The organism is Agrobacterium sp. D14, assembly GCF_001526505.1.
GTDB lineage: Bacteria > Pseudomonadota > Alphaproteobacteria > Rhizobiales > Rhizobiaceae > Agrobacterium > Agrobacterium leguminum.
Genome location: NZ_ASXX01000032.1, coordinates 378,559 through 401,749, shown reverse-complemented (window position 1 = coordinate 401,749; position 23,191 = coordinate 378,559). Strand labels below are relative to the sequence as shown.

Genomic DNA, 23,191 nt, shown 5'->3' with positions numbered 1-23,191 from the left:
GATCCCTGTGACAAGCACAGGGATGAGGGTAGAGAGGAAGAGCTACCTCAACCGTCCAGGCCCGCTCTCAACCGAGCTTGCGATCCGCCCAGCGGTCCACCGCGCTGTCACGCAAGTCGCGAATGGACTGTACGCCCTCGCGGGCGACCAGCTTCGACAGGCCCTTGACGATGGCCGAGGGCAGGCCGGGGCCTTCATAGACCATGCAGGAATAGAGCTGCACGAGATCGGCCCCTGCCCTCACCTTTTCCAAAGCTGTCTCTGCGGATGACACACCGCCGACGCCAATGATCGGCAGGTTGCCGCCGACGCGGCGGCGCATCTTGGCGAGAACCGTGGTGGAAAGCTCGAAGAGCGGCTTGCCAGAGAGACCGCCTGCCTCGCCCTTGTGCGGGCCCGGCCTCAGACCTTCGCGGGAAAGCGTGGTGTTCGAAACGATCAGGCCATCGAGATCATGGGCGAGCGCCTCTTCGGCAACGTCGTCCAGCCCCTCTTCGGTCAGATCGGGCGCGATCTTGAGGAAGACCGGGATGCGTTTGCCGAAACGTTCGGCTTCCACTTTCCGGCGTTCCAGCACGGCGGCGAGAAGCGCGGCAAGGCTTTCGCGCGCCTGAAGATCGCGCAGGCCGGGCGTGTTGGGCGAGGAAATATTGACAGTGAAATAGGATGCGACCGAATAAAACGCCTCGATGCCCTGTACATAATCGGCGATGCGGTCTTCGCTATCCTTGTTGGCGCCGATATTGACACCGACGATGCCGCGCAGCTTTGCCTGCTTCAGACGTTCCAGCGCAGCCGCATGGCCTTCATTGTTGAAGCCGAGGCGATTGATGACACCCTCATCCTCGACCAGACGGAAGATACGCGGCCTGGGATTGCCGGATTGCGCCTTGGGCGTGACGGTGCCGATTTCGGTAAAGCCGAAACCGAGCCTCAGAAGCGGCCCCGGCACTTCCGCATTCTTGTCATAACCCGCCGCCATACCGAGCGGATTGGGGAAGACGAGGCCAGCCACCGTCTGCTGCAGAAGCGGATCGTGCGGCACCATGCAGGTGGGCAGGAAGCCGCTTTTCAGCGCCGCAATGGACAGGCCATGCGCCTTTTCCGGATCGACCAGAAACAGGCCCTTGCGGCCGATCGAGGAAAATAATCCGCTCATCACAAAATCTCCGGAAACTGGTGCTGGCCGTCGTGACCGAGCGAAAGCGGCGTTTCCCAAAGCACGGCGGTCAAGGGAAGAGGCGCATAAAGATGCGGGAAAAGATCGCCGCCTCTGGAGGGCTCATAAACCAGCTTGTCGCCGAGGGCCGCGCCGTCGACCGCGATCAGAAGCAGATCGACTTGGCCGGAAAAATGCCGCGCGGCGGTCTCTGCCGCCTGTTTTGCCGTTGAAAAATGAATGAAGCCGTCGGTCAGGTCGATGGCCGCACCTTCGAAGACGCCCTTCGCCTTTGCCGCGCTCCATAACGTCTCCGGCACGATTTTATAGATGATCGCGGGCGTTTCCTGCATAGGGCTCTCCAAGGCTTTCCACTCAGCGGGATTTGCCGCAAAGCTCGAAGATTGTCCACAGTTTCCACGGCATTTTTATTGCGGAGAGCCTGAAAGACCGCCTGTCCACAAGCTTTCCCTTGTAATGCGGGACCGATTGGCGCAACCTTTCGCGGAGGAGCCGGACGTGTTTCGACCACCGGCAAATGGGAGTGAGCCAGTATCAGAAAAAGAACCGCATAACGCCCTTGGGAGGGGGCCAGAATGTCGGAACTTGTCATTATCATAGCAGATGACCACCCGCTTTTTCGCGGCGCCCTGAAACAGGCTGTATCCGGCCTCGACGGGCAACAGAGCATTATTGAAGCCGGGGATTTCGAGGCCGCCCGCAGTGCAGCCGCAGCGCGCAACGACGCCGATCTCATGCTTCTCGACCTCGCCATGCCGGGGGTCAGCGGATTTTCAGGCCTGATGGCGCTCCGGGCGGAATTCTCCAGCCTGCCGATCGTCATCGTTTCGGCAACGGACGATGCGACCACCGTGCGCCGCTCCATCGAACTCGGTGCTTCCGGTTTCATTTCCAAATCCTCCGGTATCGACGATATCAGGGACGGCATCCGTGCGGTTCTGGAAGGCGATGTCTGGATACCGGCGGGTCATCAGGGCGACAAGGAACAGGATCCTGACGTGGCCGATCTCATCGGCAGGCTCAGAACGCTGACGCCGCAGCAAAGCCGGGTTCTGGGCATGCTGGCCGAAGGGCTGCTGAACAAGCAGATCGCCTATGAGCTCAATGTTTCCGAAGCCACCATCAAGGCGCATGTCTCCGCGATCCTGCTGAAGCTCAAGGTCGACAGCCGCACCCAGGCGGTGATCCAGCTCGCCAAGATAAATACATCGGCCATGGTGGCGTAGAAAAGGATTTTATTCCTTTCCTTGCTTTACTCCTGACCGGATATGGTTTAGATTCCGGTCAGTAAACGACAGGAGCTTTTCCGCTATCGGCTCCACTTGCGGGCTTTCTATCATGCTGTCACACGAGACGATCTGGAGCGCCATCGATACGCTTGCCGAACGCCACCAGCTAACGCCTTCGGCATTGGCGAAGCGCGCCGGCCTCGATCCCACCTCGTTCAATAAATCGAAACGTTTCGGGCCAGATGGCCGCAAACGTTGGCCTTCGACTGAATCCGTCTCCAAGGTGCTGGAGGCGACGGGGGCAAGCGTCGACCAGTTTTTCGGTTATGCTTTCGGCAGGGCGCAGGCCATGCAGCCTTCCGGCGCCGATAACGCCATTCCCCTGCTCGGTTTCGCGCAGGCGGGCTCCGGCGGCTTTTTCGACGATGGCGGTTTTCCGGCGGGTCAGGGCTGGGATGTGGTGGAATTCCCCTCCTCTCCCGAGCGCAAACAGGGCGTCTATGCGCTGGAGGTGCAGGGCGAGAGCATGATGCCGCTCTACCGCGACGGCGATATCCTCATCGTGGAGCCCGGCGCACAGGTGCGGCGCGGCGACCGCGTGGTGCTGAAAAGCCGCGACGGCGAAGTGATGGCCAAGGTGCTGGCGCGGCAAAGCCCAAAAAACATCGAGCTTCTTTCGCTCAACCCGGAACATCCGAACCGCAGCTTCGACATGGCCGATGTGGAATGGATCGCCCGCATCATCTGGGCCAGCCAATAACCCGCAATTGCGTTTTCCGCGGTATCGACCGGGCACGCGCGCTGCGAATATTCCTTTAAAGACCGAGTGTCCTTGCGGCGGCATCGACCGTCATGATCTTCGCACCGCCCGACACCGCCCTGCGGACGAGACCCTGAAATCTGCCTTCCGAACAACCGTAAAAGCTCGGCGTCTGCGAAACATCATGGGTGAAGATGATGAGCCAGCCGCCTTTTTGCAGAACATCCTCCAGCCAGCCATCGGCGGCGTCGAGGTAGTTTTGGTCCGAACGCAACTCGACCGCGGCAAGATTATGCGGGTCGACACTGCCCCGGTTGATCCCCGGCATGATGCCGCGCGCCGTCCTGAACCGACGTCGCAGCAGCGGCTGCATGACCGGTGAAGCCATGCCGAAGGGAACGGAGAAATTGCGCCCGTGGCGGCTTGTATCGAATGAGCCGAGCACGCGGTCATTGCGATCGAGATCCTCCTCGAGCCCCCGTCGGGAAAAGCTCGAGAGTTTGCGATGAGAAAAGGTGTGGCAGGCGAGCTCATGGCCAGCCGCCGCCAGTTCCGAGCAGCCTTTCGCGGAAATCATCTGCTGCTGTTCATCGTATTGGTCGATAAACACGCCGGCGATGTAAAACGTGCCACAAACGCCCTCGTTTTCCAGAATGCGCGCACCCGCCGTCCAGGCGCTTGCCGGCACATCGTCGAATGTGAAGGACACGATCGGTTCGAATGTTTCGATCCGCACCGCCGGTCCCGGGAAATAGCGCACCAGCCGGTTATTGATCCGGTCGGTAAAAGTCCCGATTTTTTGCGTCATACAAAGCCCCCCGGCCTGTCTGCAAATTACTGTCCCTCTTCGAGTATGTCGTAAGCCTGATGCCTCAAACAATAGATTGCGATTAGAAGAGAAGACCAGATAGGCCCGGTTCCGGTAAAGAAATTACTCTCTAAACACGAAGAAAGTAACGCATACACCCAAATTCTCGCAAAAAGTCGGGTCAGGCCCGGATCCGTGCCCTTATCCACCGCCGTGCGGAAATCGTTCGCGGGTATGATGACCAGCCAGATGACGGTGAGAATGAAGGCCGGCAGGCCGCCGTTCAGCAGGCTTTCAATATAGCCATTATGGGCATGGAAGGCCGTGACCGCCCAGGTGCCGGCAATATCGGCCTGCGACAGGAGCCGGTCGCTCGTCCAGAATGCCTGGAACCCCTGACCGAAGATCGGCGATTGCGCGAAAGTGTCGAAGGATAGTCGCCATATGTCCGTCCGCCCGGTGAAGGTGGAATCGATGCCCAGGCCTTCGACAAAATTCTGTATACTCGGAAAATAGGTGGAGCCGACCGCGGATATGTTGATGAAGGCCAGAAGACCGCCGATCATCAACAAAGTACGGTTGGCATGCCTTTCCATGATCCAGATCAGCGCCACCGTGACGGGCAACAGCATGGCCGCGGTTTTTCCGTTGGTCTTCCAGAGGAAGAACCCTGCCAGCAGTGTGATGGCGATGCCGCCCAGCGTCGACCAGGCGTTGCGCAGGTAAAGCCCGATCATGAAGAGAATGATCATCGCGGGCGCGGCGGCGTTCTTGTGATTGAAGATACCGCGCCAGTCACCCGCCAGCGCTTTTTCATCGAGATCATAGGGCTGATGGATCGAGCGCGAGCTGAGGAAGATCACCCCCAGATAACACAGCGCCAAGAGAATGATGGCGAAGATGGCCATCATCCGGTCGAACTGTCGCCGGTCGCGCGGCATGACGACAAGGACGCTGGTGATGAAGCACAGAAGCGCCGTGAAGATCAGACGTTGCAGCGAGGTGCCGGGCTGGGTTCCAACCACCGAGCATATCGCCAGCCAGAAGAACAGCAGCAGAATGGGCAGCCGCGGCCGCAGCAGAAGCCCCGTCAGCCGGTGGCGCAGCGCAAAAACGCCGAGGATCAATGCGATCACGAGGCCGGTCAGCTGGTTTGCGGCGGCGTGCGGCACCGGCGGTGCTGCGAGATTTTCGAAAGGCGCGACGGAAATCCAGATATAGAGCATGGTGGCGACGAAAAAAAACGCGTCGCGCCTGCTGCCGGCAAGGGATATGGCGCTGCCTTGCGCAGAGACGGGCTGCGTATCAGCCAAACGCGGCATGTTCGCCTGCATCGAAAATGGATAGTCGGATCATTGGCCTGCCTTGTGACGAACAACGAAACCCTTCTGAAACAGGGCCATGTCCAAATAACCATAAACAGTCATTATCATCATTATTATGCAATTGCTTTAACCCTCTCTTACCTCAAGAGGGATAAGACAGGATAAACTGCCATTCATTCGGGTCGCGGACTTTCACTTTATTGGCCGGTTGCGGCTTTTTCAGTTCGCCAGATTTTAAAAGCAGCGCAGTCAATTTTTGAATTCGCCCGGCAATGCCGGAAAACATGGAGAATGAGGTGTCGTTCAATACGCCGCGGCTCGGCCATCTAGTCAGACTGGGATTGACCTACATGGCATCCGGCGGAGCGCTCCTCATGTCCAGCGCCGCTCAGCTTCTGACCTTCGCGCTGCTTGCCCGCCATCTCGGTGTCGAACAATTCGCGCTTTACGCCTCCATCACGGCCGTCACCAATCTCGGCGTCCAGATCTGCGGCATCGGTTCGCAGGAATCGCTGATCCGCCGTGTCGCGCAGGATCGCAGCATGTTTCCCGTCATGCTCGGCCACAGCTATCTCTTGAGCGCCGCGACAGGCGTGGTGCTGACGATCATCGGCATGGTGACGATCCCGGTATTTTTCCCGACCTCGGAAACATTGCTGCACACGCTGATCACCACCTTCCTGATCCTGTTCACGAACCTCGTCCTCCTGAAAGTCATCTCGCTTTCCACGCAGAGCTTCATCGCCCATTCCGACTTCGCCTCCGCCAACAAGCTGGAAGTGATGTTTGCCGTCGCCCGCACCATTGCCGCGGTGGTCGCCTGCCTCATCTTCAAGGTGGAAACCGTAGAGGCATGGGCGTTGTGGAACCTTGCGGCCCACACCATTGCGGCCATGATCTCGGTCAAGGCGATAGCGAGACTCGGCAGCCCGGTGTTCCGCATCGTGCGTGAGGAAATCCGCATCGGCGTCCTGTTTTCCACCCAGTTCCTGTTCAAGGCCGTGCGCGGCAATGCCGATATTCTCGTTCTCGGCGCCATTGCCAGCGCCGAGGTGCTGGGCAGCTATTCCATCGCCCGGCGCATTCTCGACAGTTCCTATCTCTCCGTCGAGGCCCTCAACCGGCTGATCTATCCGGGTTCGGCTTCCGCCGCCCTGCAGGGCATCAGCAAGACCATAGAACGCGCCTATAACGTGCTGAAGGCCGCACTTTTCATCGCGACCGGCAGTGCGCTCGTCATTTTCATCATCGCGCCCTTCCTGCCGCTTTTGTTCGGCGATGAATATGTTTCGCTGCCCATCATCACCCGCGTGCTTTGCTGGGCGGTTCTGCCCATGGCCGTTGCCGCCACCGCGCTCGAGGCGCTCGGCGCATCCGGACGGCAGGATATTCGCGCGAAGATATGGAACAGCGGCAACCTCATCGGCTCCGTCGTCGTCGCTTTCTTCACTTGGTCATTCAGCATTTCGGGAACGATCGGCAGCTATTTCATGGTGGAAACCGCCATCGCCGCCGCCGTATGGATCGCGCTGCTGCGCCTGCGCCGCAATGAAGAGGTTTTCGCGCCAGCAAAATAGGAGCTGGCGCAGGAACCGATCCGGTGGCCGGCTCTCCCTAATAGAGCCCATAAGGGAAATAACGCCGGTAGATTTCTTCCAGCCGGCCGTTGCGGGAAAGGGCCGCCAGCGCCTGATCGAAAGCCGGAACAAGCACGTTATCGGGATCGACGGTCATGATGGACAGGCCTTCACCGAGAAACCTGTCGGACATATAGGGACCGCCGAAGAGCGCGCAGCAGCCTTCGGAAGCGCTTCCTGAAACCCAGAAAGGCAGGCGCAGACCGTCGGCGAAGATGGCATCCACCTTGCCTTTCTTCAGCGCGTCATACATCGGCTCGTAGCCATCGAAGCCCTCGGCCGCGGCCTTTGGAAAAAACGCCTTCAGCATCTGTTCGTGCCGCGAGCCGGCAACCACACCCACCTTCTTTCCCGAAAGCGCATCGGCACCGGAGCCGGTGAATTTCGCCGCCTTGTTCACCGCAAGACGAGCGGGCATCAAGAGATAGGGCCGCGAGAAGGTAAAACTCTTGCGCAGGTCGGCGGTGGTGGCGAGGCCGGAAATCACCGCTTCGCCCTCGCCCATTTCCAAAGCCGCCTCCAGCTCGTCAAAAGGCAGCGCCTGCACCTGGCATTTGCTTTCGACCTTCAACTGAGCGCAGATTTCACGCACCAGATCGACATGGAAACCCGCAAGCCGGCCTTCCTGATCGGTAAAATTGAAGGGCGGGAAATCGACCGACATCAGAAATCTGATGCGGGGAACGGAGGAAAGATCGCCGCCCGGAAACCGCTCCTGCGCATCGAACAGCACCGGCATCCGGTTCCCGTCCGACAGGCCTTCCGCGCGTACATCGCTAAAAAAACCAGTAAATTGTAAAGCGAAAGCTAAAGTAAAACCGATACTTATATTCCGCGTTACATTCGTCATTCTCATCTATACTATCCGTGACAGGAAGTGGGGCGTTACCATGACGGCGGCGGCGATGCATGGATTATTTTAGACAATATACACGAGATTCGTTTCGCACGACGCCGGCGACACGAAAAATTGCATTTTCCCACGCCAGTGAAAATCCACTCTCAACCGTTTCCGAACAGGACCAGGCCGGACAGGCCCGCTTTCTCTCTTCGCTGGGATTGGGCAGGCCCTATATCGAGGCATTCGAACAACGGGCTCTGGAAAATGGCTCGACTTTGGAGGACGAATTGCTGGCAAGCGGTCTCGTCACGACGGATGCCTATTTCGGTGCCTTCGCCAGATTCCTGCGGTTGCCGTTTCTCCCGGAAATCGATCCGGATCGTGTGACGGACTTGAACAGACTGGACACTCAGCTCTCCGAGCCAAGGTTCCTGCGGCTGACACCGCTGAACGGCACACCGACGCTGCTGATCGTACCGGAACTGGCGCGGATGGCGTCGCTGAAAAACATGCTGGATCAGCGTCCGCGTCTTCTCGACGACTTTGCCGTGACAACCCCGCAGGCCATGCGCAGCGCAATCTGGAAAGCGGGCGAGGCCCGCCGCTCGGCTGAGACCCAACAGCGACTTTTCAACACGGCACCGCACCATTCCGCCAGGATCACGCTGCATGGCCAGCAGGGTTTTTGTAGCGGCGTTCTCCTTACCCTGCTCATTCTGTCGCTGCTGTTTTACACGGAAGCGGCATTTACGTATCTGCATGTCACCCTGACGATGCTTTACCTTTTGACCCTGCTTTTCAGGCTGTTCGCGCTCGTCCATCTACCCATGGAAAAGGACGCCATCTTGCCTCTTCGGCAGGAAACGAATTGCCTGTCTATACCGTTCTGGTGGCGCTTTACCGGGAAGAGGCCGTCGTCGGGCAGCTCATCGGCGCATTGGAACGTCTGGACTGGCCCAGATCCCGGCTGGACATCAAGCTCGTCTGCGAGGCGGACGACGGCGCGACGATCGAGGCGATCCAGCGGATGAATCCCGGCCCGCATATGGAGGTCGTCAGGGTGCCGCCTTCCCTGCCGCGCACCAAACCCAAAGCCCTCACTTACGCGCTTTCCGGCGCGCGCGGCGCATTCGTTGCGGTCTATGATGCCGAAGACCGGCCCCATCCGCAGCAATTGCGCGAAGCCTATGCCACCTTCCGCAACGAGCCGGACGAGGTGGCCTGCCTGCAGGCGCCGCTTATCATCAGCAATGCCTCTTCCTCCTGGCTCAGCGCCTGTTTCGCATTGGAATATTCCGGCCTCTTCCGCTGCATGTTACCTGCCCTCGCCGCACACAGCTTGCCGTTGCCGCTTGGCGGCACCTCCAATCATTTCCGGACCGCCGTGCTGCGGGAGGCCGGCGCCTGGGACCCCTATAATGTAACGGAAGATGCCGATCTCGGCCTCCGGCTGCATCGGCTGGGCTATCGTTGCGGCGTTATCCGGCGACAGACGCTGGAGGATGCCCCGACCTCGCTATCCGTGTGGCTGAACCAGCGAACACGCTGGTACAAGGGCTGGCTGCAAAGCTGGCTGGTGATGACCCGTGCGCCCTTTGCGACCGCGCGCGACATGGGATGGTTTGCCTATGTGGTTTTTCAACTGCTGATCGGCGGCATGCTTCTGTCGTCGCTGGCCCACCCCCTGCTCTTCGTTTCGCTGGCATTCATGACCATCGCCATCCGGGAAAATGGCGCTGACCTGTTGCTCACCTGGCAGGGTCTTCTGTTTTTTATCGATGTGCTGAATATCGTTGGAAGCTACACGATCTTCGTGCTGATGGGCCGCAGCAGAATGATTGCCTATGAAAGAAGGCATGTCGGAAGGCGGTGGCTGGCGATGCCCGCATATTGGCTGATGCTGTCCATCGCGGCCTGGCGGGCCGTGGTGGAACTCAAAACTAAACCCTTCGCATGGAACAAGACGCCACACGCGCCAGTCGCCAAAAATACCTCATGATCCGGCATCTTCGGCAGAGCCAAAACAGTCCTGATACTTCTTTCGACCAGCCGCGGCAGCGGCTCATGGCTTCAGTCACATTGCTGCTGCCAGCAAAGCCACTTCACACTTTCCACTACCGCCGTCATCGATAACAGGAGCCAATGCCTTGCCGAACGAAGCTCCTCCTCCGGCAAGGTCCGTCATTTCATCCTGAAGGCGAGCGAACCGCTCTACTTGGTAACGAGCTTGTTCTTGATCAGGCCGACGATGATCTGCACGATCAGACCGCCGACGCCGCCGCCAACGAGCTGGCCGGCGAGAGCGCCGATATCCACGCCGCCGGCTGCCGCATCGCCCGCCGCGCCGAGCAGCGAACCGAGCACGGTTCCGCCGCCGAGACCGCCGATGGCGCCGGCAATCAGATTGCCGAGCGAACCAAGATCGGAGTCCTTCACTATCTTTCCGCCTGCCGTGCCGCCTACCGCACCGCCGACGATCTGGGCCAATATCGAAGCAAGATCCATGTCATCCTCCTCAGTCGTTTCCCCGACCATTCGAGGAAACAAAGCCTCTTATTCATGTCTGCGCAGGTTGAACCGAACCGGCATGGCCGGCCTTCTCTTCCTCGCCGAAGATTTTCCAGATCACGGCCCCGATGGCGCCGCCGAGGATCGGAGCGAGCCAGAACAGCCAGAGCTGCTGCAGCGCCCATCCGCCAACGAACAATGCCTGTCCCGTGGAGCGGGCCGGATTGACGGATGTATTGGTGACCGGAATGGAAATCAGATGAATAAGGGTAAGAGCAAGACCGATGGCGATCGGCGCGAAGCCGGCAGGAACCCTGCCATGCGTTGAGCCCAGAATGACGATCAGGAAAAACGCCGTCAGGATGACTTCGATCAGCAGCGCCGATACGAGAGAATATCCGCCCGGCGAATGTTCACCATAACCATTGGCGGCAAAACCGCCGATTTCAGCCCCCGCCTTGCCGGTGAGGATGACATAAAGCGCCGCAGCCGCGACGATCGCCCCCAGAACCTGCGCCACAATGTAGGGCACGAGGTTCGCCGCCGGAAACTTACCGGCAACGGTGAGGCCGACTGAAACGGCCGGATTGAAATGACCGCCCGAAATACCGCCAACCGCATAGGCCATGGTCAGAACCGTCAGACCAAAAGCGAAAGCGACACCAAGGAAGCCGATGCCGAGTTCAGGAAAGCCGGCGGCAAAAACCGCACTGCCGCACCCTCCGAACACGAGCCAAAAGGTTCCCAGAAATTCCGAAAGAAGTTTGCGACTCATAACACTTCCCCTATGTTACGACTGCATCAACTATTACGTGCAATTTAATCGTAGTCAAGCTAAATTGCATATTAGCGCAACGACCGACACGATGGCGGCTAAACGCGGCACTGGAAGAGTGTCAGATGTCTGGAAATGGAGCGGGTGAAGGGAATCAAAACGCTAGTATAAGCAACTGAAAACTTGTGTATAATTTCTCTATCTAAGTTATTTTACCGCGCAATACACCGTAAATTTATTGGATGTTGCTGGACGAACTGGAGCTCGTTCGATCTTAACAGCTGCCCTTAAAGCGGTGTCGAAAAGCAGGCCACCGCACCCGTACTGCATAAAACTCCATGAATCAGATACGCTTTCCTCGTTCATCAAAGTAGGCGAGATAGCATGGTCGACATCAAAGATGTGATTGAATCAAAGGAAATGCAGGATGTCGTCGCGGCTCTCAACGCGCTGAAACAGCGTTGGGCTCCCGAACACCAAGCAACCGACCACGTCCGCCCAACTGTCCTTGCGCTTGTCGGCAAATACAAAGCCACTGAAATCTTGCAGGTGCTGCTCGACAGCCGTGAGTATTATCCCGGCTACAAAGAGGTTCTGGCCGCGAGTTTCGGCGGCTGGCTGATTACACCTCGAGAGCGTCGGGTGCGAGAAGTTCTCATGGTGCACGCAGCTCTTGATCACATGCGTGATGCCGAATGGAAATTGGGCGACGCTGAGTTGAGCTTAGAGAGAGACATAACGGCCCGTTACATTCTCACAAGCATGGACTTTTTGGTCGAAATCTATGACTGCTTGGGTGGCTATCAAGCTTTCGTACAAAATCCGTCTTTCGAGCTACTCTGGATAACATTTGAGCGGGATGAAAAATCGATAAATACGTGCGTGCTCGCCATGCGTTTTCTTCATCATGCTATAGATCGATCCAGTGCAAGAGGCCGCCCGTTTCTTCCGAGCCTCAGCAAAGCTGTCCTCATGTTGGATGTGCTGAAAGATAAAAACCCCTCCTTCCCTTACAAAGAAAAATACGTCTCGCGGTCGTTGCTTCATCAACGATGGAGCCAGAACAAGCAAACATTGGCGCTGCTGTATGCGGCCTCAACAATCCGCATAAACCGAAAAACGTTGCTGCAACTCATTCTAGATGGCTTCTTCTCTTATCAAAACCACCAGCCTTACCTCGACATTTGGATGCGCCGCACTCGCTATGTTGCCGCTCACATCTTTGGACGGATGACCGACACTGACCTTGAACGGAAGACGATGCGCCTCGTTGGCGACGGGCCAGCCACCGCTTTTGCACCTGCCAAGCTTAACGATATAGAGGCTGCATCCTTCAATGAAATTTTTCAAAAGATAATCAAAGACTAAACACAAAAATATTGTCCATTTTTGGCTGCTATGTCCATGGACATGCACAGAATTTTAAATCGATGAATTTCGCGTCAATCTTTCTCCGTCTTCAAGATCGAAAGGACGAAAGACATGAAGCACATACCTTTTCAAAACGACAAACTGCACGAACGCAGTGTACCGCCGACCTTCCCGCAAACGGGATTTGTACGCCTCAACCAGATTGTTGGCCCCAGCGGCCCGCTGCCAATCAGCAAGTCAGGTTTCTGGGCGGGCGTCAAAAACGGCAAATTTCCAAAACCGCTCAAAATCTCTCCAAGGGTCACCGTATGGAAAGCCGAGGATATCCATGACCTCCTGCGTGAAATCGAGCGGGGAGGCAAATAACATGTCCACTTCTTCCTCAAAAAATCGCGGCGCAGCGCCTGCAGCTAAGTTGAAGGGAAAATCGGATAATCCGAAATCGAAAGAACTGTCGGTATTTGATATGAACAGTGCTGTTTCGAAATTGCAATTCCGGCACTTCAATCGGGAAAAAGGCTATAGGCTAGGGGTATGCGAAAATATTGCCACGGCTTGCGATCTTGGCTTGAAGTTGGAAAAGAACGCCGAGCTCTGGAAAGCCTTCTGCAATCGTTTCCCGAACAGCATCGGGAAGCCAAAAGAAACCGAGCAGGACGACGCTGTCCGGTGGGTTCTGAAGTACATGGTGGGCCCGGGGGAGGATGCGCAAAAAAGGGCAAGCTTCTACTTTCGCGCCGCTGGACCTTTGGTCGAAAAAGGTTTTTCGGGGAACGACCTAGCAGTCAAACTCAATAATAAGGGCCTGAAGGCACTGGCAGACAAACACGCAAACAAAAACAAGACTGCGCGTGAAGAGAAGTCCAATAAGCGCTCCAAAACGCAGGCGTTGCCTGCTAGTTCTTCGAACGCGACCGATCAGGGCGTTGTCTCCGAAAAGGCAAAAAACCTAGAGCGGTCTCCTGTTTCCGATAAAGACAAAGCATTGGCAGCAGAGAACGATTTGACCATCGTACATGCGGACTTACTGATCAAAAAATCAGCGAAGGCCTTCAGGCGTCTGCCGCAGGGCGAGCTGTTCAAGATGAAATGTGAGATCATCACGATTGGCCCCGCCACGAGCATTCTTGTACGCTCGATCAAGCACAAGAAAGCGTAACCGCCTCCAGACGGTCCACCAATCACGTACGCCAACTAGTCAATTCGCGCTTCGACTTCGGAAGAACAATAACCTCTTCCGGGGTCGCTCTCTTTCTATCTACTGACTTCAGAGTATATGCCGCGGCCCGTGCCAGCGTCTTTTCGATGGGCGTGACATGAATGCGGGAAAGTGGCGCAGTCTTGCCGATCAGGAAACTAGTTGGTGCGTTCGCGATAAGGTCCGTTACTCGGCGTCCGGTACGCGCATTCGGCGGCACCATTGCCAGTACGTGAATATGCATCCCGTCGTTGATTGCGCTGTCCGATGTGGACCAGCCAGACAGCTTCCGCACTGGCCAGTCGTAACTGGCGAGCCAGAATGGCATCTGAATACTCGGGGTCTTATAGGGCCGTTTGATGAGGCGGGTCAGTACGCGAACATAAAGCTGCTCCACCGTGTAACGCATCTGGGCCTTCTTGGCTTTTTCATTGCCGCTTAGCGCATTGAACATCAGCGTGAGCATATAACTTTCCCAACCGCCTGCTGTTCTCTCTTCAACCATTTGCGTATAGCCATCGAGTATCTGTCGGGTACTCATAGTGTTTGTTCCTTCGTTTGGTTATTCCGAGGTTGATTGTGTGTGAGTGTGTATCTGTAGGTAATTTGGGTACAGCTTCCCCATATGCCTGTACCCTCGCGAGCGCGGCATTGATGTCTCCAGATGGAGCAAGACCTGCCATGCGTGGAGATTCCCCGCACTAGCGTTTTGGCTTGCAAATTTAATTGGCTTTACGCCGACAGTTATTTACGGCGACATCTCAGAGAGATTTATGGGGCGCAGGGGACAGGGACACGCGTATCGGCGGTGACCTGCGGTTCGTCTCTAAAAGCCCAGACGGCGATTTAGATAAAATTTACGCTAATTCTTATCGGTTTGAACCGATCCCGGCATGCCACGTTTCATGCTAGTCGAGACAGGAGCCCGGCTGCAATGATCTGGAATTTGGGAAGTTCGAACAAGAACGTCTCGACCTCATTGAGGTCATCGACAATCTCAAGAGGTGGGAACGTTTCTCCATTGACGACCGGCACATCATTTCATTGCAGATCACTGCACATATGATGCGGCTCAGCGAAATGGATGAGGACTTGGCAAAGCTGCGGGGTCAGGAACATTCCAATGTGGAAAGTCTGGCGGCTATCTGACCCGTCGTTGGCGTGTTACGCAATTCTGTCGATAGCGGTCTTTCTATCGACGAGTGGCGATTGCACGTTCAATCCCGCGCACTAAATCTTCCTCAAACCAGTTGATCATTTTCTGAATATCATGTTTGGCAGGGCTCACTTCACCCGCGTTTACCAATTCAATCGCAGCTTGGGACATTGCCAACAGAATGCGTGCTGTCTCCGGCACGTATGGCATATCGAGGCCATTGTCGTGGCGTTCGCGTATGATCTGATAGCGAAGCTTCTCCGGGTATGTCCACGCGCTCACCAGAAAATCATGAACGCTGACCTTCTGGTCACCGATATCGGTCGTGGCTTCGCGGTCAGCCTCGGCATACTGCAACGCTTCTATGCGTTCGCAGGCATCGACAGCTGCATTCAGCATGCCTCTGATCGAATTCCAGTCGGTTCTCATCATACCCTCTTCACGCGTTATGAATTTCTCCGCCCACAGCATCGACCCGCTGCAACTTACGGCTCCACCCACTCGTCTTCAGGAATGAAGCCCCCGATCTGACGTTTCCAGAGACGCGCGAACAATCCATCGCGCTCGATCAACTCTCCCGGCCGCCCTTCTTCGACGATGCGACCGTGGTCAAGAACTATAATCCGATCCATGCTGGCGATGGTAGACAGGCGGTGCGCGATGGCGATCACCGTCTTGCCCTCCATCACCAGATTGAGCTTTTCCTGAATGGCGGCTTCGGACTCGCTATCAAGCGCGGAGGTGGCTTCATCGAGGATCAGGATAGGCGCGTCTTTCAACAGCACGCGCGCAAGGGCGACCCGCTGTCGCTGCCCGCCGGAAAGCTTGATGCCACGGTCTCCGACAAAAGCGAGATACCCATTTCGTCCTTCACTATCGGCGAGATCATTAATAAACACATCAGCCTTCGCCACTTTCGCCGCCTGCTCCACCTCCTCCTGCGTCGCTTCTGGTCGCCCGTAACGAATATTGTCGCCAACCGACCGGTGCAGCAACGCCACATCCTGCGCAATCACCCCTATATTGCGGCGCAGGCTCATCTGCGTGATCTCGCGAATATCCTGACCGTCGATGCGAATGGCGCCCTCCTGAATGTCGTAGAAGCGCAGAAGCAGATTGACCAACGTCGTTTTTCCCGCACCCGACAGGCCCACCAGCCCAACCCTCTCTCCCGCGCGGACCTTGAGCGACAGACCATCGATCACCGGTCTGCCAGACTTGTAGGCAAAACGGATATGGTCGAAATCAATGTTCCCATGAGGAACGCTGAGTTCCGCCGCACCGGCCGTGTCGGTAATGGTCGGCGGCGTCGTCATGACAGGCATGGCATCCTTGATGGTGCCAATCGCCTGAAATATTTGCTGGCCCATCTGCAGGAAGGTAAATGTGTGCCCTGATAGCCGCTGCAATATATAGACGGCGCCGACGAATTCTCCGACCGTGATAAAGCCCTTCACCAGACCGGAAAATCCCACCGACAGAATTGCCAGCCACAGCGCCATGTTGAGCGCCACGACGACCAGTTCGGACGCGCGATAGACACGCTGTTCCCGATGCTGCGTCTGCACGGCCTTCATCAGGATACGGCGGATCGCGCCCGCCTCGCTATCTTCCGCAGCGAATTGCTTGATCATCTGCATATTGCTGTAGAGATCGGTGATCGCCCCTGAGACAAGGCTCTTTTGTTTCGCCGACCGGCGTGACCGCTCCGTGAAAACGGGGGCAAGTTTGACGGCGAGAACCACATTCAGCACGATCCAGATGAACACCGGCAGCGCCAGCTGCCACGACAAGGCGGCAAGAAGCGCAAGAGAGCCTGTCATTTGCAACAGGAAACGCGGTCCGGTCTGAAACGCGTTGATGATCTGCTGCTGAACGGCTGACGAGACCTGCGAAAGACGCGAGGCGACCTGCCCCGCATAAAGCTCATGGAAAAACGCCAGATCCTGCCGCTCCACCGCCTTGTGACCCTGCCACTGGATGGCCGCCGGCATCGCGATGCCAAGCGTGTGCGAGGTGAGTGTGTTGAGAAGAAACGACGCTATCGGCATCGCGGGGAAAATCAACAGCCCAAGCACGGTCAGCAGTGGCCACTCATTGCGCAGAAAAGCGTCTGCTCCCTGCGCCGTCACGCCATCAACGATAACGGACAGTCCCCAGATGATCGACAGGTTGATAGCCTCAACCGCCATGGACGACAGGGCAAGAGCAATAAGGACGCCGCGAAACATCCCGATGAAATGCAGCAGCACCGCGACAGGGCCTTTCGACGGCAACGGCCGAAAGGGAATATCGAGCGGCCGTATCAGCGTCTCGAAGGGGCGGAAAATCGTATCTGAAATCGACATGGGCCTCTCGGATCGCAGTTTGGCATCGACGGGGAGGAATCAGCTACGCGTCCGGCATGGAACCATGCATGGCGTTCAATCTCAATTACCGGCTGTGATTTTTGCAGCTAGAGAACGTTAATCAGGTTCGGCGTGGGTCGCGCTTGAAATGTTCTCAGCACGCCGAAACCGCCTCCGTGGTGACGGTTGCAACCATACAGTTTGACAATCTATGATTGTAATGCTATACCATAACACGCCGGTGCTGCTGCCGGCGCGAGGGGCCGTTTGGCCCCTCTTCTTGTTTTGGAGAGCTACGATCATGAACGTTTCAACCGCTACACCCACGGCGACCGCCCTCACCACCGCACCCGCCGTCACCCTGCCCTGCCCCGTCATCATCCTCGGCCGTGACGACAACGGCAGGCCCCACGCGTCATTCTTCCCTGCCACCGATACCCGCGCAGCTGAGAAGGCTGCCGAACTGATGGGCATGGTGGCGCTCAAAGTGGAAGGCGACGAACTCAGGGCGTTTCTCGGCAGGTTGCCGCAGGGCAAGCTGTTCGATAGCGGCAAGGCGCTCGTGCCGTTCGTGAAGCAAGAGCTTTATCAGGCGATTGCCGCCCACCTAGCCGATGAGGAGCGCGAACGGCTGGAGCAACCGCGTGCGGTACCGGATAAGCCCGCGCCCGAAATCGAGTACCCTGTTCCGCCCAAAAATATGCCCGAAAGCTGGGATCAGTTGACCGTGGGTAGCCTCGTGCTGGCGACTGAGGGCCCCTTGGAGGGCTGGTATGAAGCCACCGTCATCAAGATCGATGGCGACACAGGACTTCGGCTCAAGTGGCGCGATTATCTCGATATGCTGCCTTTCACCCGCCGCGTCGATCAGGTGGCCCTTATTCACCCTGCCTATGTCGAGAAGTGATCGCCATGGGCTGCGCTTTGAAACAGAACATCAGCGAGGATGCGGCCGTTCGGGCCGCAGCCATCCGCGATAAGAACGACGCTTTTCGAAAAAGCTTCTCCGACGGACGAGTGCTGCTGACACCGGGCGTCACAAACCTTAGCGACGAACAACGGCGAGCGGTCATAGTGGCGGTGCAGACGTTCGATGATTTCTCGCCAGACAACGACCCTTACGGCGAGCACGATTTTGGCGCGGTCACACTCGAAGACGCCGTGTTCTTTTGGAAGATCGACTACTACGATCTCGACCTGCAATTCGGATCATCCGATCCGGCAGATGACGATGTAACCTGCCGAGTGCTCACAGTCATGCGGGCAGATGAGTACTGACCAGTGCGCTCCATCTTTTCATCGTCAAGCACCTTTTCAGCTTGACCGGCGATCAGCGCCCCCGCTTGCGACCCGCCTTCAGCGGTTCAGGCGGGGTAGCCTCAGCAGGTACTTCAAAGAACAAGGAGATATCGATGGCGAGCGCGTCGGCAAGCCGCGCGAGCAAATCGACCGAGGCATTAAAATCGCCTCTCTCGATGCCGCTGATGGTGGTTCGGTCTACCCCTGCGTCAACAGCAAGATTCTCTTGCGTAACGCGCTTAGCGGTCCTGACCTTCCTGAGATTCCATCCAATGCGTTCGCGATGTTCCATCCCGGCATGGCGAGCATCTTGCCGGGCATTAATCCATCGAATATATACGACATATTTCTTGTTAACGACTTACGGTTGCCTACTCGGCGTCAAATTGGGGGTACTATGAAAATCGCAGTTGGAATTATTGGACTCTTCCTCGGCATATTGGTGCTGCTGCAATCCTGCGCGGTGACGGCGGGAAGCGGGTTGCTGAACGATCAAGCCACAGGCAGCGCTGGCGCGGTGGGAATGCTGACGGGCGTGCTACTCGTGATCGGTGGCGCGTTCTCTTTCGGCCTGCCGCTGGTGGGTGCCATCATCTTTTTCGTGTCGGCCTTGATGGCCTTCATCGCGTCATCGCAAGGTACCTTCGGCGATATGTCGGTATGGGGCGTGATTGCTCTCGTGCTTGCTGTCATGGGATTTTTCACGTGGCGCTCAGCAAAGCGAAAGAAGGTTGCGCCATGAGCCACATTAAAACACTTACGACGCTGACCGCTGTCGGACTGCTCGGCGCTGGGTTGCTAAACCCGGCCGCGGCTGCGGAGGAAACCTATTACTTTCAGGGCACTCCTTGGGAGTTGCTGCTCACTCAGCCTGAGGGGGCTGATACAAAACCGGCGTGCGTACTGCGCACGACAGCGTGGCCTAGCCGGTCTTTGTCGATTGAAACGCGCCTGATTGGCGTTGATAAGATCGCTCGCGGCCTTCGCATTCGAAAAACCGGCTGGAACCTGCCGGTCGGTAAAACCACACAGGTAAAGGTTGGCGTAAACTTTCTTAGCCCGGCGCCACATGAACTGGATGTGATTTCCCCAGAGGAGTTATATGTTAGCTATCCTGAGAATGAAGACGGCGCCATTGGCATTGCTCTGGCAACAAGCTTCGCGTTCTCTCCTAAACTGCCCTCAGCAATGGCACTTAAGTTCGAAGGCAACGAGCAGCCTTGGATTATTCCAGCCATCAATAAGCGGGACTATTACGCGCTGAACGAGGGACTGAATGACTGCGACGTCGCATTGAAGCAGCTGGGGCCTAAACTGTTCTCATCGGAAGACGAAGCGACGTCACCGTTCGCGGCCCCACCCAAAACCGACGCTTCAGCGTCTTCGACACCCACAGCGTGGGAGTTCAGCAGGCGCGAGGAGGATTGGGGCGAAACCTGCTACGCGGAGAAAAAGAACGGCGGCGATGTCACGATTGGGTTTATGAAGGCACGTGGACATGATCTCGAAGGCTTTATCGAGAACGGTAGCTTTAGCGGTATTGTTAAAAGCTCGTGGAAGGTTGACAATGAACCGCCCGTCAGTTCCGAAGGTGAGCCTAACGACTATTTCGGTTGGCACAGTTTTTCCGGTTTCAAAACGGCTTTTGTGGACCAGATGATATCGGGTCAAAAAACGCTTACTATCACCGATGACAAGGGCACAGTCATTACCACCGATCTAGACGGAGCGTTAGGCGCGTTTTGGCAGCTGAATGCCTGCTTGGAAGATACGGATAGATAAGGTCATCAGGTATTTCCACGCCACCGTGCATGTCTACCTGAGAAAGATGCGACGAATGCAGACGCTCCGAAGCCGTGCTGTCGTCCGCCACTTGAGCAGGTGCGCTAAAATCTCAACATGTATTGAATAAGGCCGAGAGCGGACTGTCCGGTGGTGGACGCATTTATCGGATAGCTGTCTTTCAGTTACCAGACCTCCAAACAGACGTTTGATGCCGCTCGTTTGCGCATGCAGAGGTGCCGCCATTGTAACATGGCGGCAATTTAGCCATGCTCAGAGGTTTTCCGTGTAGAAAGGGATCAGTTTCGCCAACGCTTTTTCGACCGGCTCCGGTTTGTCATAGAGGTCATAGTGCGATCCACAGCATCGTTCTTCTCGCGCTTTACGAATGGACACACATACTGTGGTGTTATCAGCCGTACTTCATGGCCGAGTTTCGTCAGTTCGTGTGACCAGTAACGAGCCATCCCGCAAGCCTCCATTACGACTATCGAAACGCCCTGCCCGGCTACAAACTAGGAAATGCTGCCGGGATAGCTTCCGCCGAAACTTGACCTCTTCGGAAAGCGAAGCTCCATGAATCTTGGAAAACGTTCTTCGCGAAATCGATCCCACTCATAGTATTTGATGTCATGCCGCCGTCCTTTCACCCGTTGTGTTTAATCCGGCCATCCTCTGACAAGAACGTGCGGGGTGGGTGGACCATCAACCACACCATCTATGCAACGGGACCACGTTAATGGAGGGTTGACGCCGGTCCAGGCGAGCCAAAAAGAACGTCGGCTATCTTGCGGAGATGCTTCCTATCACCACCAAAAGAGTAGCCTTCCGAGTTCACATCGATGAAAGATGCGAAAACGAACGGCGTCGCCATTGATTCCAGTAGCATGGCTAAGCGTAACATCATTTCTACGTCAACTTTGACGTCAATAATTGCCCCGTCGACATCGCCGGCTTCCAACAGGTTCAAGACTTGCTCGACAGAAGAAACAGGGCCTGCAACGGTGGCTCCGGCGGCAATAAGTTGCGCATGGCACGCCGCCGTCAACGACGGACGCCGCTCTACCACTATCAGCTTCTTGCCTCTGAAGGCGCATAACACAGGAATATCCTTACTCGTTCTGCGCTCGCCCGTGCTACGCCAGAGATAGATTTCTGCTGGAGAAAACTAAGCAGCGCAAGTGGCGTTGTATTACCGCTTGCCCATAACTGACCAGCGCAATCGCCGGCCAACTTGTGAAACGTTGATCACTGGTCTGACTCACCGCATTGCGATTCGGTATCCTTTTGCAACGCCACTTCTATTTCCTCCGCGGACACCTGCAAAAACTGGCGCTTCACTAATTGTGCGGAGATAGCAGGTATCTCAAGGTGTGTTGCGACGGGTTGATACGAAGGAAAACTGAGACCTTCAATGAGCTGTTCATCAACGACCAGACGATATGTTCCAGCTTCCAAAGGTACTACTAATCCATCCAATACGAACGGATTCGCGAAGGTGATTTCTTTGTATGTCGTTCTTTCTTTCATACCCTTAAACTCTTTCCTGACACGTCATTCACACCGCGCCGCAACGTTTATCCTTGACCGTCATCGCTCTCCACTAAGTGGATTTCGACCCCCTGAGAAGGATTAACAAAGAGATTGCCTATAGCGCGCCGGCTTCGCTCTTCCAGGGCTATTCATTAGCCCCAATTGATCGACCACTGGCCTTCCTGAAAAAGCTGAGGACGTATATCGTGTTGCGCGGGACACTTCTGATGGTCTCAAGGACAGGCCGTGATTGGTAGGATTGATTGAGTGAGTCCGCATTCCCAAGACGGCGTTTCAATTGTGCTGCGAGAGCATCGGCAGATGTTTCTCCCGCAAGAAACAGTCTCATTACAAGAAACGCGGCCGTGTTGAATTGTCGCTGGTCATTGCCCAGCAATGTGGCGTTATAGCCCGCACTCTTCAAAACTGACTGGATCATCTCCATCTCTTTGGGGGAGATGGCTGCAAAACTGGGGTGGGAAGACATAATGTCCTCCTCTCGTTGGGGCTAGGGTAACCGACCCTCAACCAGTAGTGCCCGTGACATCGCTACCGACGCCTTACAGTGCGCCTGAATAGCTTAAGACGCAAGCGAATACGGTTTTGGAAAGCTCCAGCGAAGTTCACCAGCCATTCGCTGGTCATTATTGAGCGGCGGCTGCGTTCTAGCACATTGGAATTCCCTTGCTAATGAACCTCAAAACGCGCAGGCTCGTTCCTTCGGTAGCTTTTTTAAAGGGCGTTACCGCTTCAAGGTGAAATCCCTTGGCCCCAACGAAAGGAGGACACGATGTCTTCCACACAAGAATACGGCCCGATTTCGTCTCACGATCTGAATATGTTGCTGTCCCTGTTGTCAGATGCCGGCTTTGAAATCGACACGCGCTCGGATGACGACCGGTCATTTAACAAGGCCACCCGCAAGATAATCGATCTTTTTCAGGATGGAATGACCGACCCTTCAAAACTCAAAGGAGAAATGCTGTTCCTGTTCGGGGTACAGAAACGGGAACGTGTGCCCTCCCGCAGACCACTCCCGAGGTATGCAATCCAAGGTCTTCCGGGGTTCGGCAGATAGCGGGGAAACACCTGTGCGCGCATATGTTCTTGGAAGCATGATGCTTTGGTCCGCTTTCTTTCTGATCTGGTATTTGTTGACGCTTTATACCGCCAGCAAAGACCTTGAAGAAATACGATCCGGTCCGGCCGGAGGAGTAGTTATGTCTGCGTCCCGATGCGGTGTAGAACTGGCGACTCTTCTCGCGATGGGCGACAAGCTCTTGAAAGCCGGCGGACCAGAAGTGCCGGCGGATTTACGCGCACATATTGAATATTGCATCTCCTCTGATACAGCGAGTCGAGATAGGCTTAGGAAGACACAGCTCATAAGATTTTTCCCCGACGAAAGATAGCCTGCGGACTCCGCCCCTGATTTCATCAA

The 23,191-nt window shown here is 56.2% G+C and carries 26 protein-coding genes and 3 pseudogenes; 13 read left to right on the top strand and 16 right to left on the bottom strand.

What is annotated here, in order from left to right; genetic code table 11:
* Positions 1–67: 67 nt before the first annotated feature.
* Complete coding sequence (locus tag L901_RS18815; RefSeq protein WP_059759485.1) at positions 68–1,159, bottom strand: quinone-dependent dihydroorotate dehydrogenase; 1,092 nt, start codon at positions 1,157–1,159, stop codon at positions 68–70.
* Complete coding sequence (locus L901_RS18810) at positions 1,159–1,512, bottom strand: DUF952 domain-containing protein (protein WP_059759483.1); 354 nt, start codon at positions 1,510–1,512, stop codon at positions 1,159–1,161. Before L901_RS18810 ends, L901_RS18815 begins: the two co-directional genes overlap by 1 nt.
* Positions 1,513–1,755: 243 nt before the next feature.
* On the opposite strand from L901_RS18810, the gene L901_RS18805 reads away from it, so the two are divergent.
* Both L901_RS18805 and L901_RS18800 read left to right on the top strand, forming a co-directional pair.
* Complete coding sequence (locus L901_RS18805) at positions 1,756–2,406, top strand: response regulator transcription factor (RefSeq protein ID WP_035265127.1); 651 nt, start codon at positions 1,756–1,758, stop codon at positions 2,404–2,406.
* Positions 2,407–2,518: 112 nt separating this feature from the next.
* A complete protein-coding gene (locus L901_RS18800) occupies positions 2,519–3,169 on the top strand; it encodes a helix-turn-helix transcriptional regulator (protein ID WP_059759480.1) in 651 nt (216 codons plus the stop codon).
* A gap of 55 nt (positions 3,170–3,224) precedes the next feature.
* Here the strand turns inward: L901_RS18800 and L901_RS18795 are convergent, their stop codons facing one another.
* The 3 genes from L901_RS18795 to L901_RS27140 form a co-directional block, all read right to left on the bottom strand.
* Positions 3,225–3,977: a polysaccharide deacetylase family protein gene (locus L901_RS18795; protein WP_059759478.1), complete on the bottom strand. Its 753-nt coding sequence runs from the start codon at positions 3,975–3,977 to the stop codon at positions 3,225–3,227.
* Positions 3,978–4,003: 26 nt separating this feature from the next.
* Positions 4,004–5,299: a Wzy-type polysaccharide biosynthesis protein UppY gene (gene uppY, locus L901_RS18790; RefSeq protein WP_059759518.1), complete on the bottom strand. Its 1,296-nt coding sequence runs from the start codon at positions 5,297–5,299 to the stop codon at positions 4,004–4,006.
* A 145-nt stretch (positions 5,300–5,444) separates the two neighbouring features.
* The gene (locus L901_RS27140) at positions 5,445–5,609 is read right to left on the bottom strand and encodes a hypothetical protein (protein WP_156430059.1); all 165 of its coding nucleotides are present in this window, start codon (positions 5,607–5,609) and stop codon (positions 5,445–5,447) included.
* Here L901_RS27140 and uppX point away from each other — a divergent pair.
* Positions 5,587–6,879 carry a Wzx-type polysaccharide biosynthesis protein UppX gene (uppX, locus tag L901_RS18785; RefSeq protein ID WP_035265123.1) on the top strand — a complete coding sequence of 431 codons (1,293 nt, stop codon included), beginning with the start codon at positions 5,587–5,589 and terminating at the stop codon, positions 6,877–6,879. The two genes, L901_RS27140 and uppX, sit on opposite strands and share 23 nt — an antisense overlap.
* A 37-nt stretch (positions 6,880–6,916) precedes the next feature.
* On the opposite strand, the gene L901_RS18780 is transcribed toward uppX, so the two are convergent.
* Positions 6,917–7,678 carry a transporter substrate-binding domain-containing protein gene (locus L901_RS18780; protein WP_035265120.1) on the bottom strand — a complete coding sequence of 254 codons (762 nt, stop codon included), beginning with the start codon at positions 7,676–7,678 and terminating at the stop codon, positions 6,917–6,919.
* A 170-nt stretch (positions 7,679–7,848) separates the two neighbouring features.
* On the opposite strand from L901_RS18780, the pseudogene L901_RS27950 reads away from it, so the two are divergent.
* A pseudogene (locus L901_RS27950) lies at positions 7,849–9,779 on the top strand (glycosyltransferase family 2 protein).
* A 212-nt stretch (positions 9,780–9,991) separates the two neighbouring features.
* On the opposite strand, the gene L901_RS18770 reads toward L901_RS27950, so the two are convergent.
* Together L901_RS18770 and aqpZ are read right to left on the bottom strand one after the other, a co-directional pair.
* Positions 9,992–10,285, bottom strand: a complete 294-nt coding sequence (locus L901_RS18770) for a hypothetical protein (protein WP_003519942.1) — start codon at positions 10,283–10,285, stop codon at positions 9,992–9,994.
* Positions 10,286–10,337: 52 nt separating this feature from the next.
* On the bottom strand, positions 10,338–11,063 hold the full coding sequence (gene aqpZ / locus L901_RS18765; RefSeq protein ID WP_059759477.1) for an aquaporin Z: 726 nt from the start codon (positions 11,061–11,063) through the stop codon (positions 10,338–10,340).
* 384 nt (positions 11,064–11,447) lie between these two features.
* Here aqpZ and L901_RS18760 point away from each other — a divergent pair, with 384 nt between their 5' ends.
* The 3 genes from L901_RS18760 (at position 11,448) to L901_RS18755 (ending at position 13,593) form a co-directional block, all read left to right on the top strand.
* Positions 11,448–12,431, top strand: a complete 984-nt coding sequence (locus tag L901_RS18760) for a hypothetical protein (RefSeq protein WP_003519944.1) — start codon at positions 11,448–11,450, stop codon at positions 12,429–12,431.
* A 114-nt stretch (positions 12,432–12,545) separates the two neighbouring features.
* Entirely contained in the window at positions 12,546–12,800 is a 255-nt protein-coding gene (locus L901_RS26485; RefSeq protein ID WP_003519945.1) for an AlpA family transcriptional regulator, read from the top strand.
* A 1-nt stretch (position 12,801) separates the two neighbouring features.
* Positions 12,802–13,593: a hypothetical protein gene (locus tag L901_RS18755; protein ID WP_059759475.1), complete on the top strand. Its 792-nt coding sequence runs from the start codon at positions 12,802–12,804 to the stop codon at positions 13,591–13,593.
* Between the two features lie 22 nt (positions 13,594–13,615).
* Here L901_RS18755 and L901_RS18750 read toward each other — a convergent pair whose 3' ends face one another.
* Positions 13,616–14,173 carry a hypothetical protein gene (locus L901_RS18750; RefSeq protein WP_059759473.1) on the bottom strand — a complete coding sequence of 186 codons (558 nt, stop codon included), beginning with the start codon at positions 14,171–14,173 and terminating at the stop codon, positions 13,616–13,618.
* Between the two features lie 393 nt (positions 14,174–14,566).
* On the opposite strand from L901_RS18750, the pseudogene L901_RS27740 reads away from it, so the two are divergent.
* Positions 14,567–14,781: pseudogene (locus L901_RS27740) on the top strand (hypothetical protein).
* A 43-nt stretch (positions 14,782–14,824) separates the two neighbouring features.
* On the opposite strand, the gene L901_RS18745 reads toward L901_RS27740, so the two are convergent.
* Positions 14,825–15,217: a hypothetical protein gene (locus L901_RS18745; RefSeq protein WP_059759516.1), complete on the bottom strand. Its 393-nt coding sequence runs from the start codon at positions 15,215–15,217 to the stop codon at positions 14,825–14,827.
* A gap of 56 nt (positions 15,218–15,273) precedes the next feature.
* Positions 15,274–17,136, bottom strand: coding sequence for an ABC transporter ATP-binding protein (locus L901_RS18740; protein ID WP_059759471.1), 1,863 nt, complete (start codon positions 17,134–17,136; stop codon positions 15,274–15,276).
* 301 nt (positions 17,137–17,437) lie between these two features.
* Here L901_RS18740 and L901_RS18735 point away from each other — a divergent pair, with 301 nt between their 5' ends.
* Positions 17,438–18,043, top strand: coding sequence for a hypothetical protein (locus L901_RS18735; protein ID WP_059759468.1), 606 nt, complete (start codon positions 17,438–17,440; stop codon positions 18,041–18,043).
* Positions 18,044–18,048: 5 nt separating this feature from the next.
* Positions 18,049–18,414, top strand: coding sequence for a DUF3768 domain-containing protein (locus L901_RS18730; protein ID WP_003519953.1), 366 nt, complete (start codon positions 18,049–18,051; stop codon positions 18,412–18,414).
* Between the two features lie 52 nt (positions 18,415–18,466).
* On the opposite strand, the gene L901_RS18725 is transcribed toward L901_RS18730, so the two are convergent.
* Complete coding sequence (locus L901_RS18725; RefSeq protein ID WP_003519954.1) at positions 18,467–18,727, bottom strand: helix-turn-helix transcriptional regulator; 261 nt, start codon at positions 18,725–18,727, stop codon at positions 18,467–18,469.
* 105 nt (positions 18,728–18,832) lie between these two features.
* On the opposite strand from L901_RS18725, the gene L901_RS18720 reads away from it, so the two are divergent.
* Both L901_RS18720 and L901_RS18715 read left to right on the top strand, forming a co-directional pair.
* Positions 18,833–19,177, top strand: a complete 345-nt coding sequence (locus tag L901_RS18720; RefSeq protein ID WP_003519955.1) for a hypothetical protein — start codon at positions 18,833–18,835, stop codon at positions 19,175–19,177.
* Entirely contained in the window at positions 19,141–20,217 is a 1,077-nt protein-coding gene (locus tag L901_RS18715; protein WP_147401550.1) for a hypothetical protein, read from the top strand. Before L901_RS18720 ends, L901_RS18715 begins: the two co-directional genes overlap by 37 nt.
* A 356-nt stretch (positions 20,218–20,573) precedes the next feature.
* On the opposite strand, the pseudogene L901_RS27135 reads toward L901_RS18715, so the two are convergent.
* The 4 genes and pseudogenes from L901_RS27135 to L901_RS18700 form a co-directional block, all read right to left on the bottom strand.
* Positions 20,574–20,705 (bottom strand): annotated as a pseudogene (locus L901_RS27135) (IS110 family transposase); the annotation flags it as partial.
* 248 nt (positions 20,706–20,953) lie between these two features.
* Positions 20,954–21,319, bottom strand: coding sequence for a hypothetical protein (locus tag L901_RS18710; RefSeq protein ID WP_059759464.1), 366 nt, complete (start codon positions 21,317–21,319; stop codon positions 20,954–20,956).
* Between the two features lie 146 nt (positions 21,320–21,465).
* Positions 21,466–21,747, bottom strand: coding sequence for a hypothetical protein (locus tag L901_RS18705; protein WP_059759462.1), 282 nt, complete (start codon positions 21,745–21,747; stop codon positions 21,466–21,468).
* Positions 21,748–21,895: 148 nt separating this feature from the next.
* Complete coding sequence (locus L901_RS18700; RefSeq protein ID WP_003519959.1) at positions 21,896–22,237, bottom strand: hypothetical protein; 342 nt, start codon at positions 22,235–22,237, stop codon at positions 21,896–21,898.
* Positions 22,238–22,540: 303 nt separating this feature from the next.
* Between L901_RS18700 and L901_RS18695 the strand changes: the two genes are divergently transcribed.
* Positions 22,541–22,828 (top strand): hypothetical protein, encoded by a 288-nt coding sequence (locus L901_RS18695; RefSeq protein ID WP_059759459.1) that lies wholly within the window; start codon positions 22,541–22,543, stop codon positions 22,826–22,828.
* The last annotated feature ends 363 nt before the right edge of the window (positions 22,829–23,191 follow it).